Genomic DNA, 13229 nt, shown 5'->3' on the forward strand with positions numbered 1-13229 from the left:
GTTTCGCGGCGTGGAATGCCTGCCAAGTGGGGGCGGTGGTCTCGAAGGTGGCGTTGCCCTCGTCGATGCCGGCTTGGTAGATCGCGAGGACCTGTTCGGCGTGGGTGTCGGTCATGGGCTGAATGGCGACCGACGGGAAGGTGTTGTGCGCAGCGGTGGTGTTCATCGGCCGCCGACGATAGCGGACGAGACTCCGGGCCGGGAGTGCCCTGCCGATGACCCGGCTGCCGGATGCGTCGGTTCAGGAAGGGTGCAAGGTTGGTCTGTGCGTCGCGCTGCGGCGGTCTTGACACCGGCGATCGTGGTGGCGACGATCCGGCCGTCGACGAACAGGTGGAGGGTGGGCCACGACAGCACCTGGTACGCCGTGGCGGCGCCCCGGGTTGGCGTCGACGTCCACTTGGCCACGGCCAGCCGGTGTTCGAGGTCAGCGGTGAGGGTCACCAGAGCGGGGCGAGGCGGTACCAGGGCCGGCCGCTCGGCCCCGTTGACAGTGGGAGGGGCCCGGCGGCGTGTGCCGTCCGGGCCCCGTGGGCTGTCAGGTGCCATGCGCGGTAGGGCTATTGGGCGACGGCAGGCTGCAGCTGCTCCTCGTCGAACTCGCCGGTGGCGGTGTTCGTGAGGGCGGCCAGGTACCGCTCAGCGTCCAGTGCGGCCGAGCAGCCGGTACCTGAAGCCGTGATCGCCTGGCGGTAGGTGTGGTCGACGACGTCACCGGCGCCGAACACGCCGGGGATGTTGGTTCGGGTGGACGGTGCCTCGACCTTGAGGTAGCCCTCGGCGTCCAGCTCCAGCTGGCCCGTGAAGAGCTCGGTGCGAGGGTCATGGCCGATCGCGATGAACAGGCCGGTGACCAGCAGCTCGCGCAGCTCGCCGGTGCTGGTGTCCCGCAGCGTCACACCGGTCAGCTTCGGGTCGCCGTGGATCGCCTCGACGGCGCTGTCCCAGGCGAAGCTGATCTTCGGGTCGGCGAAGGCCCGCTCCTGCATCGCCTTGGAGGCGCGCAGGGTGTCCCGGCGGTGGATGACGGTGACCGTGCGGGCGAAGCGGGAGAGGAAGGTGGCCTCCTCCAGGGCGGTGTCGCCGCCGCCGACCACCGCGATGTCCTGGTCGCGGAAGAAGAACCCGTCGCACGTCGCACACCAGGAGACGCCACGACCGGACAGTTCGTCCTCGCGGGGCAGCCCGAGCTTGCGGTGCTGGGAGCCGGTGGTGACGATCACCGCGCGGGCCCGGTGCACGGTGCCCTCGGAGTCGGTGACGGTCTTGATGTCACCGGTGAGGTCGACCGCGACCACGTCGTCCGGGACCAGCTCGGCACCGAACCGCTCGGCCTGCGCCCGCATGTTGTCCATCAGCTCCGGGCCCATGACGCCGCCCCGGAAGCCGGGGAAGTTCTCCACCTCGGTGGTGTTCATCAGCGCACCGCCGGCCGTGACCGCGCCCTCGAAGACGAGGGGCTTCAGCTGGGCGCGGGCGGTGTAGAGCGCGGCGGTGTATCCGGCGGGGCCGGAGCCGATGACGGTGACCTCGCGCACGTCGGCACCTCTCCGGGCGGTGTCGGCCATGACGATGTCAGCTCCCCGTCTGCTGCTTGGCGTCGATCTCGGCTACCAGGCCCTCGATGAGGCCCTTGATCTCGTCGCGGATCGGGCGGACGGCCTCGACGCCCTGACCGGCCGGGTCCTCCAGCTTCCAGTCGAGGTACTTCTTGCCGGGGAAGTACGGGCAGGCGTCGCCGCAGCCCATCGTGATGACGTAGTCGGACGCCTGGACGGCCTCGGTGGTGAGGATCTTCGGGGTCTGGTCGGAGATGTCGATGCCCAGCTCGGCCATCGCCGCGACGGCGGCCGGGTTGACCTGGTCGCCGGGGATCGAGCCGGCGGAGCGGACCTCGACGCGGTCACCGGCGAGGTGGCGCAGGAAACCGGCGGCCATCTGCGAGCGGCCGGCGTTGTGGATGCAGACGAACAGCACGGAGGCGGCGAGAGCGGACATCGTGTTCGGTTCCTTCGGTTGTGCGGACTTCGCGCCCGGTGTGGTCCGGGCGCGAGCGTCGGTTACTTCGACTGGGGGAAGCTGCGGACCGTGGCGCCCTCGGCCGGCAGCCGGTAGGAGTCGTCCAGCAGGCGCTGGAGGGTCTCGGAGGCGGAGGTGCCGGCGTAGCGCAGGGCGAGGCGGGCGGCGCCCGCCGATAGTGTCGGGTCCGACGCTGCTTGCGGCGGGGAGTCGGTCATCTGGGGTTCCAGTCCTTCGGGCCTGAAGGCACCCCCCGGCCCGAAGGCTGCGGGAAGGTCGTGCTGCGCGAGACGTGCAGGTGTCCCCCGTGGCGGCCGGGGGGAAGGGGGCTCGCTTCGCGGGCCCGACACGGGTAACGTATCAGTCCATGGTGACATCAGTCGACAGTGATGTAATGAAGGCTCTGGCCGACCCGATCCGGATGCAGATCATCGCGCTCCTTGCCAAGGAAGCGCTCTGTACGACGCATCTGGTCGAGGAGATCGGCGCCAAGCAGACCAATCTGTCGAACCACCTGAAGATCCTGCGTGACGCCGGGCTGGTCGACACCGAGCCCTGTGGCCGCTTCACGTACTACAAGCTCCGCGCCGACGCCCTCGAGGCCGTGGCCGTGGAGTTCGCCGGGCTGGCCGCCACCGCCCGCGAAGCCGCCGCGGAAGGCCGCAAGCGGTCCTGCTGAACCACCACGCCCAGCCCCTGGCGGCCCGCCCCGCCCCGCACGAGGAGTACACCGTGAGCGCCATAGACGAGGCCAGACCCGAGCAGCTTGCCGACCCCGACCCCGAGGCCGAGCCGCTGACCGTCGAGCCGCCGGCCGTCCCGCTGCTGAACAGGGTCGCGGCCGAGCTGGTGGGCACCGCCGCCCTGGTCGCCGTCGTGGTCGGCTCCGGCATCCAGGCCACCGAGCTGAGCCAGGACGTCGGCGTGCAACTGCTGGCCAACTCCCTGGCCACCGTCTTCGGCCTCGGCGTGCTGATCCTGCTGCTCGGCCCGATCTCGGGCGCACACTTCAATCCGGTCGTGACGCTGGCCGAGTGGTGGACGGGCCGAAAGGACCCCAAGGGCCTCGGTGCGCGCGAGGTCGCCGCCTACATCCCCGCGCAGATCGTCGGCGCGATCGGCGGGGCGATCCTGGCGGACGCGATGTTCGGACAGGCACTGGTGAAGTGGTCCACACACGACCGCTCGGCCGGTCACCTGCTGATCGGCGAGGTCGTCGCCACCGCCGGTCTGGTCCTGCTGATCTTCGGCCTCGCCAACACCGACCACCTGCGCTTCGCCCCCATCGCGGTCGCCTCCTACATCGGCGCCGCCTACTGGTTCACCTCCTCCACCTCCTTCGCCAACCCGGCCGTCACCATCGGCCGCGCGTTCACCGACACCTTCGCCGGCATCGCCCCCGCCTCCGTGCCGGGCTTCGTCGGCATGCAGCTGATCGGCGGGGTCGTCGGCCTCGCGCTGGTCGCGCTGATCTTCGACGCCCGCCGCAAGGCCACCGCGGCCGGTAACAAGTGAGCGAGGTCCGGCGCACCCAGGTCCTGGTGGGCGTCGGCCGCCAGGACGGCCTCGCCGCCGGCTTCCACCTGCGGCGCGCCGGACTCGACTTCGCGATCCTCGACGCCAACACCGCCCCGGGCGGCGCCTGGCAGCACTACTGGGACACCCTGCGCCTGTTCTCCCCCGCCGCGTACAGCTCCCTACCCGGCCGGATGATGCCCCCGCAGCCCGGCGAGCCGTACCCGGACGCCACCCACGTCGTGAACTACCTCGCCGAGTACGAGAAGCGCTACGAACTGCCCGTGCACCGATCCGTGTGGGTCGAGGGCATCACGCGCGACTCGGAGGGTCTGGTCGCCGCCACCGACAACGGCATCTGGGCCGCCCAGGCCGTCATCCTCGCCACCGGCTCCTGGGCACGACCCTTCGTCCCCACCATCCCGGGCCGCAGCAGGTTTGCGGGCCGTCAGCTGCACACCTACGGCTACCGCAGCGCGGTCGACTTCACCGGGCAACGGGTCGTGGTCGTCGGCGGTGGGAACTCCGGCGCGCAGATCGCCGCCGACCTCCTGCCGCGTGCCACCGTGCGCTGGGTCACCCGCCGCCCGCCGCGCTACCTGCCCGACGAGATCGACGGCCGCGCGCTGTTCGACCTCGCCACCCGCCGCGTCCAAGCCGCCACGACGGGCGCCGCGCACGGCGGCGTCGGCGCGCTCGGCGACATCGTCGCCGTACCACCGGTGCGGGCGGCCCGTGACGCCGGACTCCTGACCGCGCACCCCATGTTCGCGACCCTGGGCCCCACAGGTCCGGTCTGGGCCGACGGCAGCAGCTGGGACTGCGACACGATCATCTGGTGCACCGGCTTCCGCCCCGACCTCGGTCCCCTGACCCCGCTCGGCCTGCGTCGACCGGGCGGGCGCCTCGCGGTCGAGGGCACCATCCCCCAGCCTTCGGCCGGGGGTACCCCCATCCTGGAGGACCCGCGCGTCCACCTGCTCGGTTACGGCGACTGGACCGGCCCGGCCTCCGCCACCCTCATCGGGGTCGGTCGTACCGCCCGCACTGCCGTCCAGCAGATGAAGACGCTGCTGAAGTGAGCCCTGACGCGGCGCTCTCTCCCCCACCGCGGTGTTGAGTTGCCTCACGGCCTGGATGCCGCCGGCCTCGCGGGCTGCTGACCGCCGGTGGGGCGTTCAGCGTGCGGGCGCGGCGGACCATTCGATGAGCGGTGGCCGGACGGCGGCGCACAGGGGGTGCCCCTTGGCGTCGGTCAGGCGCAGGCGTCCGAGCAGGGTTCCGGACTGCCGGGCGGCGTCGACGGTGGCCGGGGCGATGGCGTCGAGCATCAGCTTGGCGCGGCGGAACAGGGTGAAGGTGCCGGCCGTGTCGAGGGTCCCCCACGAGAGGTAGATGAACCTGTCGCCGGGGCGGCCCTGGATGTAGGGGCCTTTGAGGTCGGTCCCGGAGTTGGTCGGGGCGGCGGTGCAGTCCAGCGTCCAGGTCGCGGTGGCGGCGTCGCCGGGTTGAGGGTCGAGCAACTCCTCGCGTCGGTCCCTGCGTTGCACCGCCACGTGGATGTCGGTGTAGCCGGGGAAACCGGGCCCGGTGGCGCAGGTGCGGCCCGGCAGGTCGAAGGCGTCGATCCGGATCTGCATGCGACCATCCTCCTCGACCGGCGTCAGCGATCCTAGGAGTCCTGCCCGCGGGGTTCGGCGTGGCGCGGCGGGCAGCACCCCTGGGGCGCCCGCGGCCCGCCGGCGGGAGCGAGGACGGCGAGGCCGTCGCGGCCGGCTGGTCCCGTCCACCCGTTCGGGCCAGCTGTCGCGGCCGGGGCATCCACCGCGCGTCGCAGTTCCTCGATCGAGGGTGCCCCGTCGATGCGGCCCTCCGGTGTCCGGTACAGGCGACAGGAGACGCTCGCCGCCGTGCCGGGCGCGGCGAACGGGTCGCGCCCGTCGATCAACAACGTGGGCGAGCCGTGCATGCGTCGCCGCTCGGCGTCCTCCTGGTCCTCGACCACATGACGCAGCAGCTCCACCCCGGAGCACCCGGCCAGCACCACGGCAAGTCGTGCCTCCAGGAGCGGACCGTTCGGGCAGTCCGGAACCGTCAGCATCTCCACCCGCATCGGGGGCACCTCCCTCTCTCTGCGGCCCACGCTAGCCCTTCCCTTGCTCTGGAAAGTAACGGGCTACCGTGCGGGCACACATCAGTGCCCTCGCGCCCGCCATCGGGTCCGAACAGAGGGCTGCGCTCGACCTCACCAGGGCCCGCCGCTTCCTCACCCCTGGCTGACGCGATCCCCCTGGACGAGGCCGCAGAAGTCGGCCTGCGCCCTGACGACTGACAGCACGCACGGCGGGCATCATCGAAGCCCGGGCCCGTCCGCACGGTCGGGCCGGCCGAAGGAGCTGGTGGCCATGGCCGGCAGGCCGTCGTTGGACCGGCGCGCGGTCCATGAGGAGTTGGAGCGGGCCCGCGTCGAATTCCACAGCCTGCTCGACGCGGCCGACAAGACCGCCCTGAACAGGCCCACCCGCGGCACCCGATGGAACAACGAGCAGTTGCTGTTCCACATACTGTTCGGCTACATGGTCGTCCGTGCGCTGCTGGTCCTGGCGCGCATCTTCGGGCGGCTTCCGCAAGGCGTCGGCACAGCATTCGCCCGGCTGTTGGGCACGACGACCAAGCCGTTCGACGTCATCAACTACCTCGGCCCCTGCGCGGCCATCCACATTTATGGGCATCGGAGGATGGGCGCGAAGTGCGACCGCGTCATCGCCGCCCTGCACCGCAGCCTGGACGCCGAGACCGAGGCCGACCTTGGACGCGGTATGCACTACCCCGTCCGCTGGGACCCCTTCTTCACGGACTTCATGACCCTCGCCGACCTCTACCGGTACCCGACTCAGCATTTCTTCTTTCACCGCCTCCAGCTCACCCTCGCCCCCTGAGCCTGACCTGCACCGCCGACCGGCTGGCGTCCGCCCAGCTCTGTGCTTGACCTTCGCGTCAAGTCGAAGGTCTACCGTCAGAACCAAGAGCGGCTACCGGATCTCCCGGCTCGCGGGCCGCAGCGGCGTATCCGCGACGACCCTGCCCCCAGCGCTTGCGCTTGCGCTGCCCAGCAAACCTGGCTGAGGCCGCCCTCGTGGTGGCACCACAGACACTGGCCGAGGGCCCCCGGCATGGTCATCTACCGCCGTCCGGTCCCCCGGACTCGCCCCCGAGGCGACAGCCGCCAATAGCCGACAGCGGGCCTCTCGAGTCCGCAACGGCTCAGCGACTGCCCACGAGCAGGCCGGCCATCGCAGCGAGCACCGACGGCTCGACCCGGTAGTAAACCCAGGTCCCACGCCGCTGCGAGGAGAGCAGCCCGGCCTCACGCAGCTTCTTCAGGTGGTGGCTGACGGTGGGCTGGGACACCCCGACGTCCTGGATGTCGCACACGCACGCCTCGCCGCCCTCGTGCGAGGCCACCCGGGAGAACAGCCGCAGCCGCACCGGGTCCGAGAGCGCCTTGAACATCGCCGCCATCCGCACCGAGTCCGCCTCGGACAGCGCGGCCGACGTCACCGGCGGGCAGCACGGCACGACCTCGCCCTCGACGACCGGCAACTCCACCACGCTCAAATTCGACATTTGTCTATGTTGACACTCGTCGATGCTTACTGCAAGCTCGAACCACATCGACAAATGTCGAATCAACGTGCAGCAAGCACCGAGCTGCCCGCTGACCTGCATATATCCGATCAAGGAGCACACCATGACCGAGCCCACCGCCACCGCCCCGGTCCAGCCCGCCGCCTGCTGCGGCACCTCCCCCATCGAGGCGCCCACCACCCCCGAGGGCCACCACGCAGCGCCCGCCCCGTGCTGCGGCACGGCCCAGGAGGCGAAGGACGCCGGCGCCTGCTGCGGCACGGCCGCCAAGAGCGAGGCTGTCGCCAGCGGCGCCGGCTGCTGCTGACCCAGTTCTGTTCTGCCTGACCGCCCATCAGCCACCCGCACCACCCGGAGAACCGCGATGAGTGAGAACACCCCCGCCGCTGGACCGCTGCCCGTCGTCGTGGTCGGTGCAGGTCCCATCGGGCTGGCCGCTGCCGCCCACCTGCTGGAGCAGGGGCTGGAGCCGCTGGTCCTGGAGGCCGGCTCGCGCGCCGGGACCTCGGTGCGGGCCTGGGGGCACGTCCGGCTGTTCTCGGCCTGGTCCGAGCTGGTCGACCCGGCCGCCGCCCGCCTCCTGGCGGCGACCGGCTGGCAGCACCCCGAGCCGAAGCGGTACCCGACCGGCGCCGAGTGGGCCGAGTTGTACCTGCAGCCGCTCGCCGACGCCCTCGGCGAGCGCGTTCGCTACGGCACCACCGTGATCGGCGCCGCCCGCCGCGGTCGTGACCGCGTCGTCGACTCCGGCCGCGAGGACCAGCCCTTCACCCTCCACACCCGCAACGCCGACGGCACCGAACACCGGCTCACCGCGGCCGCGATCGTGGACGCCTCCGGCACCGTCAGCGGCCCCGGGCCGCTCGGCAGCGACGGCCTGCCCGCAGCCGGCGAGCGCGCCCTCGCCGACCGGATCTCCTACCTCGCCCCCGCCACCGCCGACCCGGCCGTCCGCGCCCGGCACGCCGGGCGCCGCACCGCGGTCGTCGGCTCCGGCCACTCCGCCCTCACCGCCCTGGTCACCCTCGCCGAACTCGCCAAGGACGAGCCCGGCACCACCGCGGTGTGGGTGCTGCGACGCGGCGCGGTCGGCAGCGCCTTCGGCGGCGGCGACGCCGACCAGCTCCCCGCCCGCGGCGCCCTCGGCCTGCGTGCCAAGGAGGCCGTCGCCGCCGGACACGCCGAGGTCGTCCAGGGCTTCCGCACCGAGGCCGTCGAGACCGACGGCGACCAGCTCGTCCTCGTCGCGGACGACGGCCGCCGCATCGAGCACCTGGACGAGGTCATCGGCCTGACCGGATTCCGTCCCGACCACACCTGGACGAGCGAACTGCGGCTAGGCCTCGACGAGCGCCTCCAGGCCCCCGTCAAGCTCGCCCCGCTCATCGACCCCAACCAGCACTCCTGCGGCACCGTCTACCCGCACGGCGCAACTGAACTCGCCCACCCGGAGGAGGGCGTGTACCTGGCCGGGATGAAGAGCTACGGCCGCGCCCCCACCTTCCTCGCCATGACCGGCTACGAGCAGGTCCGCTCCATCGCCGCCGCCCTCGCCGGCGACCACGACGCCGCCGCCCGCGTCGAACTCACCCTCCCCGACACCGGCGTGTGCGGCGGCGCGGGCCTGTTCGCCGAGCCCGAATCCGCCCAGGGCGACGGCGGCGGCTGCTGCTCCGTCCCCGCCCCCGAGGTCCTCACCATCGGCATCGGCGCACCCGCGCCCACCGGCGGCTGCTGACACCCGAGGTGCCCACCCTTCACGCCAGCGGGGCCGCGACCTGACGGCCCGCCACGATCTCAGCGCTCCCCAGAGCGTGCGGAAGCGGGCCCTCGGCATCACGCTGAGGACCCGCTCCGATAGAGCAGTCACCTGTCAGGCAAGGCGCGTGTAACTCCGCTTGGCGACGACGTTGACGCCTTGGAACACCGTCTCGAAGCCCCCGTCATCAAAGCTGCGGTAGATAGTGGTCGTGACGTCGCCCAGCTTCAGGGCCTGCACCAGTCGGTTCCCGTCGCGGCGGCAGATCCCTTGGACCTTGCGGCCGTCGTCGTACGCCTCGATGTACTCCTGACCAAGAACGAACTGCGAGCTGGTCGTCTTGGTGGGGGTGGTGGTCGTCAGCGTGTACTGGTCGCCTTCCTGCTTGATCGTCACCGTCTGCTGAGCCGATGCCATGGCCTTCCGGTTGGCCGAGTCGACACCGATGGACTCCAAGTACTCCTCGTACCCCTCGCCGCTTGCCAACTCGTACGTACCGGAGAAATCAGCGAATCCCATACCGCCTCCTTCATCGTGATCACCAGAGCGCGACATCCTCACCGGCCGCCGCACACCTCATGATCCACGGGGGCGGCCCCCACTCGGGGGAAACAGCAAGAAACGGACCCAACCCCACCTGAAATCACTGACGGGCAGTCAGTAAGGCGTCGCCCGCCCGGCGAAGGCCGGCCCGGCGCGGAGGCGAACCGGCGCGGAGGCGGACCGCGGCCAGCACGCGGCGCCAGTGGCCAAACCATCCCGGCGCCCGACACAGAGCGCAGGCGCAGCCGGTACAACACAGAATGCAACACGCCCACCCGCCCCACTCCCGGCCGCACCTCGCGTCCGCCGGCACCCGCAGCGGCCAGGCACAGCAGCACAACAGCGGTCGACAGGGCAACAGCGGACGGCACGGCGGCGGGCACGGGACCAGTGGACGGGACCTGAGCTCGGTCGGCCCGGCGGCACCGTTAGCCGGGCTTCGCCAGGGTCCGCCAAATGGTGAGCCAGTGGCCGTCGGGTGGCAGGCAGGAAAGCGCCACCCGGCCCCGGGCCCTGCCACCGCTACCACCTTGTCGCCCGGGAGAAGAGATGACCACGCGAAGCCAGCCCACTGCCGGCCTCAACGCGAACCAATCGACCCAACCTCCGAGCGCAGATCATCATCATCGCACTCGGAACGATCACCGCGATCGCAGGATGCGTGAGCCACCTCGCCCACTGACACCACCCGCCACCAGGCCACCAGCCACCCGGCCGCCGAGCACCACCACCAGGAGAAGGCCGGCCCCGACGGCGGACGCCGTCCCGGCCCGCCGTTGTGGCTCTGCACCAGCATCTCGGTAAGCCCCGGCTCGGCGGCCGTGATCCCGAAGCTCCCGTCGATCTGGAAGACGTCCGGAGGGTGCAGGCCGAAGAAGCTGGGCGCGGTGAACTCCGCCAGCATCGACCTGACGCTGTCCTGCGCGAGCTCCGCTTCGCCTGGGGGTCTGTCCGGTCGATCACGTAACTCGCTAAGCTCTCCGTTCCCTGGAGGGGGTGGCTGAAGCAGTGATGACTCGTGAGTCGGCCGTTGCGATGGTGCAGAAGATCATGGATGGGGACTGCGCCGATGATGCCGAGATCGACCGCGCCATGGAGGCGCTGGGCAGGGGCCTTGGCTGTCCGAGTGGCTATGTCAGCGACTTGATCTACTCAGCCGACGGGCCGGAGCCGACAGCGGCTGAGGTGGTCGAACTGGCCCTGGCCCACCGACCGTTCGCGCTGTGAGAATGACAACCGCTCGGGCGTTCTTCAGCCAGGACCCGTCCGGATGATCATGTGACTACTGCCCGCCTTGGTCGTTGGATCGGACATGGGGCGGGGAGATCTCACGGATGCCGAGTGGGAACGGCTGCGGCCGTTCCCGCCGGTGAGCAACAGGGGTTGTGGCCGGTGGCGGGACCGTCGACAGGTGATCGACGGAATTCTGCACCGGGTGCGGACCGGGGTGCACTGGCGTGATCTGCCTGAGCGGTTCGGGCCGTGTAAGACGTTCTACGAACGCCGTGCACCGTGAGGCGCTTTGTTGTATCCCCGGAGTATCCGGGATGGACTCGGAGGAGGTTCTGGGGTCACCTGACTTACCTGATGGTGAAAATCAAAGGGGACCGTAGCATGTCAGGAAGGCGGCAGCCGATCTGAAGGTGCACGACGACGGAGCGCCGCAAGACCCGCGCAATATGGTCAAAGCTGGATTGCTTAAAGCCTAATTTCCAGGGGCACAAGTGGAAACCCATCGGAACGGCACCTGAAACCGATGCTCCTATCCTGCCTAGCTATGTGTCGCTTGGCTGGGCACCTCCGGGATGGGAGACGCCTTCCAATGAGGGCGGCTAAGGAAATAAGTGGGCGACCTAATACTCCAGCTGTAGATCTTGATCTTCATGGTTGTTGGGCTGCTTGCCGCTGGTAGTGGCCGGTGCGGGCGCGTGCTTGGTGCCGGCGCCGCCATACCGACCAGCGGAGCCAGTGGGCGAGGTCGCGGACGGGCTGGGCGAAGAAGGCTGCGAACAGGCGTCGGATCTCGTTGCAGGTCAGCGGGCTGAGTTCGGCGGCCGCGATGTTCGTGGCTCGTTCGATGGCGGCGGTGACGGCAAGGAAGGCGTGCGCGAGCATGGCCAGGGTGGTCCAGCGGTGCCAGGAGGTCCAGCGGCGGACCTGGTGCTCGTCGAGTCCGGCCAGGCCCTTGGTGGCTTGGAAGGTCTCCTCGACGGTCCAGCGGCGTCCGGCCACCTTGACCAGCGTGGTGAGCGGGATCGGGCGGGGCGAGTAGCAGCGGTAGAAGGCAAGTTCACCGGTGCGCCGGTTGCGTCGGACGAGCAGCCACCGGTGGCCGGGGCGCCCGGGCGGGCTGTCGATGTCGACCTGGGCCCAGTCGTAGAAGCGGTGGCCCTTGGCCCCGGCTCCTGCGGACAGTCGCTGCCAGGCACGTTTCGGCAGGCCGTGGGCCAGCACGCCGGCACGGAAGACACCCGCACGGGTGGCGATCGGCCGCTTGCGTGAGACGGCGAGGACGTAGCCGATCTGACGCCTTTCCAGCTCGGCGCTCAGGTGCGGGTCGCCGCCGTAGACCTCGTCGCCGGTGACCCATGCGGCCGAGACACCGGTGTCCAGGGCTTGGGCGATCATCTCGGTGGCCAGGGCTGGTTTGGTAGCGAACTTCAGGCCGTCGGGTATGCCAGCCGCTCGGCACCGATCGGGATCTTGGGTCCAGGAGCGGGGGACGTAGAGGCGGCGGTCGATGGCGGCGTGCCCGGCCGGGGCTGAGTAGACCAGGTAGACGGCCACTTGGGAGTTCTCGATCCGTCCCGCGGTGCCCGTGTACTGGCGCTGAACCCCGACGCTCGCGGTGCCCTTCTTCAGGTCCCCGGTCTCGTCGACGACCAGCACAGCGTCCTCGTCGCGGAGGTGGTCGACCACGAAGTCCCGTATGTCGTCACGGACCTGGTCGGCATCCCAGGACGCCCGGCTGAGCAGATGCTGCATGCCGGCCGGACTCGCGTCACCGGCGTGCTCGGCGATTGTCCAGCAGTTCTTCCTCGGCAGGTCCGCAAGGAGCCCCAGCACGAATGCCCGCGCCCGGCGACGAGGCTCCACTCGCGTGAACCGGCCCGCGACTTTGGCCATCAGGTCCTCGAATACCGACTGCCAGCGGGCAGGGTCTACGCTGTGGCCCATGGCCACCGGCTGATCTTCGTTTGTCGACACAACTCACGATGATCAACGGTGGCCGTCTGCGTCTCTAGGCGACCCAGCAGTACAGACTGCCGCCCCGCCTGCCGATGCTTCGTGCCAGCTCGGCCAGATCGCCGAGGATCCTGGTCGCGACCTCCGGATCGAAGACCTCGCCCTCCGCTGCCCGCTCCTGGACCCACAGCTCGCCGACCTCGACAAGCCTCGGCACGTTGGCAGCGGCGAGCGCGTCCTGCAGGACCTTGGAAGCGGCCAAGACCATGGGGCCCTCGCCGTCGCCGGGGTCGGCGACGACCGCCGGTTCATCGGCTTCAACGAGCTCGTCAAAGCTTCGACCGGTGAGGATGCTCTCCCACTCGATCATCGCCTCTTCAACATCGAAGTTGCCGAACACCAGCGACTCGAAGGCCTCGTCGGGCCCGTGATCCACGACTGCTGCCGCAGCCTCGTCGTCCGGTGCCACGAAGAACTTGATGATGATGCTCACCAGGGCATGCTGCCCGCTCAGCCGACCTTCGTCCACCCCGCAAGCCGACACGCCTGCAACCAGCCG

17 protein-coding genes and 2 pseudogenes are annotated in these 13229 nt (G+C 70.3%); 8 read left to right on the forward strand and 11 right to left on the reverse strand.

The window, feature by feature from the left end; translation table 11 throughout:
• The 4 genes and pseudogenes from ABD323_RS05035 to ABD323_RS05050 all read right to left on the reverse strand — a co-directional run.
• Positions 1–115 (reverse strand): annotated as a pseudogene (locus tag ABD323_RS05035) (GNAT family N-acetyltransferase); the annotation flags it as partial.
• A gap of 445 nt (positions 116–560) precedes the next feature.
• Positions 561–1568: a thioredoxin-disulfide reductase gene (gene trxB, locus ABD323_RS05040; protein ID WP_344439647.1), complete on the reverse strand. Its 1008-nt coding sequence runs from the start codon at positions 1566–1568 to the stop codon at positions 561–563.
• 7 nt (positions 1569–1575) lie between these two features.
• Entirely contained in the window at positions 1576–1998 is a 423-nt protein-coding gene (locus ABD323_RS05045; RefSeq protein ID WP_344439649.1) for an arsenate reductase ArsC, read from the reverse strand.
• Positions 1999–2060: 62 nt separating this feature from the next.
• Entirely contained in the window at positions 2061–2237 is a 177-nt protein-coding gene (locus tag ABD323_RS05050; protein WP_344439651.1) for a hypothetical protein, read from the reverse strand.
• 149 nt (positions 2238–2386) lie between these two features.
• Here ABD323_RS05050 and ABD323_RS05055 point away from each other — a divergent pair, with 149 nt between their 5' ends.
• The 3 genes from ABD323_RS05055 to ABD323_RS05065 are packed head-to-tail and all read left to right on the forward strand — an operon-like array spanning position 2387 to position 4616.
• Positions 2387–2698, forward strand: coding sequence for an ArsR/SmtB family transcription factor (locus ABD323_RS05055; protein WP_344439653.1), 312 nt, complete (start codon positions 2387–2389; stop codon positions 2696–2698).
• A gap of 53 nt (positions 2699–2751) precedes the next feature.
• Complete coding sequence (locus ABD323_RS05060) at positions 2752–3534, forward strand: aquaporin (protein ID WP_425555866.1); 783 nt, start codon at positions 2752–2754, stop codon at positions 3532–3534.
• Entirely contained in the window at positions 3531–4616 is a 1086-nt protein-coding gene (locus tag ABD323_RS05065; protein ID WP_344439655.1) for an ArsO family NAD(P)H-dependent flavin-containing monooxygenase, read from the forward strand. The genes ABD323_RS05060 and ABD323_RS05065 overlap by 4 nt, the downstream gene beginning before the upstream one ends.
• A 96-nt stretch (positions 4617–4712) precedes the next feature.
• On the opposite strand, the gene ABD323_RS05070 is transcribed toward ABD323_RS05065, so the two are convergent.
• Both ABD323_RS05070 and ABD323_RS05075 read right to left on the reverse strand, forming a co-directional pair.
• Positions 4713–5174 (reverse strand): DUF5990 family protein, encoded by a 462-nt coding sequence (locus tag ABD323_RS05070; RefSeq protein ID WP_344439657.1) that lies wholly within the window; start codon positions 5172–5174, stop codon positions 4713–4715.
• Between the two features lie 32 nt (positions 5175–5206).
• Positions 5207–5647 (reverse strand): hypothetical protein, encoded by a 441-nt coding sequence (locus ABD323_RS05075; RefSeq protein WP_344439659.1) that lies wholly within the window; start codon positions 5645–5647, stop codon positions 5207–5209.
• A gap of 292 nt (positions 5648–5939) precedes the next feature.
• Here ABD323_RS05075 and ABD323_RS05080 point away from each other — a divergent pair, with 292 nt between their 5' ends.
• Entirely contained in the window at positions 5940–6473 is a 534-nt protein-coding gene (locus tag ABD323_RS05080; RefSeq protein ID WP_344439661.1) for a DinB family protein, read from the forward strand.
• Positions 6474–6798: 325 nt separating this feature from the next.
• On the opposite strand, the gene ABD323_RS05085 is transcribed toward ABD323_RS05080, so the two are convergent.
• Complete coding sequence (locus ABD323_RS05085; protein ID WP_344439663.1) at positions 6799–7161, reverse strand: ArsR/SmtB family transcription factor; 363 nt, start codon at positions 7159–7161, stop codon at positions 6799–6801.
• Between the two features lie 124 nt (positions 7162–7285).
• Between ABD323_RS05085 and ABD323_RS05090 the strand changes: the two genes are divergently transcribed.
• Positions 7286–7489: a hypothetical protein gene (locus ABD323_RS05090; RefSeq protein WP_344439665.1), complete on the forward strand. Its 204-nt coding sequence runs from the start codon at positions 7286–7288 to the stop codon at positions 7487–7489.
• A 57-nt stretch (positions 7490–7546) separates the two neighbouring features.
• On the forward strand, positions 7547–8920 hold the full coding sequence (locus ABD323_RS05095; RefSeq protein ID WP_344439667.1) for an FAD-dependent oxidoreductase: 1374 nt from the start codon (positions 7547–7549) through the stop codon (positions 8918–8920).
• A 135-nt stretch (positions 8921–9055) separates the two neighbouring features.
• Here ABD323_RS05095 and ABD323_RS05100 read toward each other — a convergent pair whose 3' ends face one another.
• Together ABD323_RS05100 and ABD323_RS05105 are read right to left on the reverse strand one after the other, a co-directional pair.
• Complete coding sequence (locus ABD323_RS05100; RefSeq protein ID WP_344439669.1) at positions 9056–9460, reverse strand: lipocalin/fatty-acid binding family protein; 405 nt, start codon at positions 9458–9460, stop codon at positions 9056–9058.
• Positions 9461–10064: 604 nt separating this feature from the next.
• Positions 10065–10388 carry a hypothetical protein gene (locus tag ABD323_RS05105; RefSeq protein ID WP_344439671.1) on the reverse strand — a complete coding sequence of 108 codons (324 nt, stop codon included), beginning with the start codon at positions 10386–10388 and terminating at the stop codon, positions 10065–10067.
• A 92-nt stretch (positions 10389–10480) separates the two neighbouring features.
• Here ABD323_RS05105 and ABD323_RS05110 point away from each other — a divergent pair, with 92 nt between their 5' ends.
• Both ABD323_RS05110 and ABD323_RS05115 read left to right on the forward strand, forming a co-directional pair.
• Positions 10481–10711, forward strand: a complete 231-nt coding sequence (locus ABD323_RS05110; RefSeq protein ID WP_344439673.1) for an e9imm peptide — start codon at positions 10481–10483, stop codon at positions 10709–10711.
• Positions 10712–10796: 85 nt separating this feature from the next.
• Positions 10797–10994 (forward strand): annotated as a pseudogene (locus ABD323_RS05115) (transposase); the annotation flags it as partial.
• A gap of 371 nt (positions 10995–11365) precedes the next feature.
• Here ABD323_RS05115 and ABD323_RS05120 read toward each other — a convergent pair.
• A complete protein-coding gene (locus ABD323_RS05120) occupies positions 11366–12610 on the reverse strand; it encodes an IS701 family transposase (RefSeq protein WP_344439675.1) in 1245 nt (414 codons plus the stop codon).
• A 115-nt stretch (positions 12611–12725) separates the two neighbouring features.
• On the reverse strand, positions 12726–13163 hold the full coding sequence (locus ABD323_RS05125) for a hypothetical protein (RefSeq protein ID WP_344439677.1): 438 nt from the start codon (positions 13161–13163) through the stop codon (positions 12726–12728).
• Positions 13164–13229 lie beyond the last annotated feature (66 nt).

This window comes from Kitasatospora nipponensis (assembly GCF_039528135.1).
Taxonomy (GTDB): Bacteria; Actinomycetota; Actinomycetes; order Streptomycetales; family Streptomycetaceae; genus Kitasatospora; species Kitasatospora nipponensis.

What these genes read in the sequence shown, in the direction of transcription:
- trxB (WP_344439647.1), bottom strand. Translation starts at nt 1,568, where the DNA reads ATGGCCGACACCGCCCGGAGAGGTGCCGACGTGCGCGAGGTCACCGTC.
- ABD323_RS05045 (WP_344439649.1), bottom strand. Translation starts at nt 1,998, where the DNA reads ATGTCCGCTCTCGCCGCCTCCGTGCTGTTCGTCTGCATCCACAACGCC.
- ABD323_RS05050 (WP_344439651.1), bottom strand. Translation starts at nt 2,237, where the DNA reads ATGACCGACTCCCCGCCGCAAGCAGCGTCGGACCCGACACTATCGGCG.
- ABD323_RS05055 (WP_344439653.1), top strand. Translation starts at nt 2,387, where the DNA reads ATGGTGACATCAGTCGACAGTGATGTAATGAAGGCTCTGGCCGACCCG.
- ABD323_RS05070 (WP_344439657.1), bottom strand. Translation starts at nt 5,174, where the DNA reads ATGCAGATCCGGATCGACGCCTTCGACCTGCCGGGCCGCACCTGCGCC.
- ABD323_RS05075 (WP_344439659.1), bottom strand. Translation starts at nt 5,647, where the DNA reads ATGCGGGTGGAGATGCTGACGGTTCCGGACTGCCCGAACGGTCCGCTC.
- ABD323_RS05080 (WP_344439661.1), top strand. Translation starts at nt 5,940, where the DNA reads ATGGCCGGCAGGCCGTCGTTGGACCGGCGCGCGGTCCATGAGGAGTTG.
- ABD323_RS05085 (WP_344439663.1), bottom strand. Translation starts at nt 7,161, where the DNA reads ATGTCGAATTTGAGCGTGGTGGAGTTGCCGGTCGTCGAGGGCGAGGTC.
- ABD323_RS05090 (WP_344439665.1), top strand. Translation starts at nt 7,286, where the DNA reads ATGACCGAGCCCACCGCCACCGCCCCGGTCCAGCCCGCCGCCTGCTGC.
- ABD323_RS05095 (WP_344439667.1), top strand. Translation starts at nt 7,547, where the DNA reads ATGAGTGAGAACACCCCCGCCGCTGGACCGCTGCCCGTCGTCGTGGTC.
- ABD323_RS05100 (WP_344439669.1), bottom strand. Translation starts at nt 9,460, where the DNA reads ATGGGATTCGCTGATTTCTCCGGTACGTACGAGTTGGCAAGCGGCGAG.
- ABD323_RS05105 (WP_344439671.1), bottom strand. Translation starts at nt 10,388, where the DNA reads ATGCTGGCGGAGTTCACCGCGCCCAGCTTCTTCGGCCTGCACCCTCCG.
- ABD323_RS05120 (WP_344439675.1), bottom strand. Translation starts at nt 12,610, where the DNA reads ATGGCCAAAGTCGCGGGCCGGTTCACGCGAGTGGAGCCTCGTCGCCGG.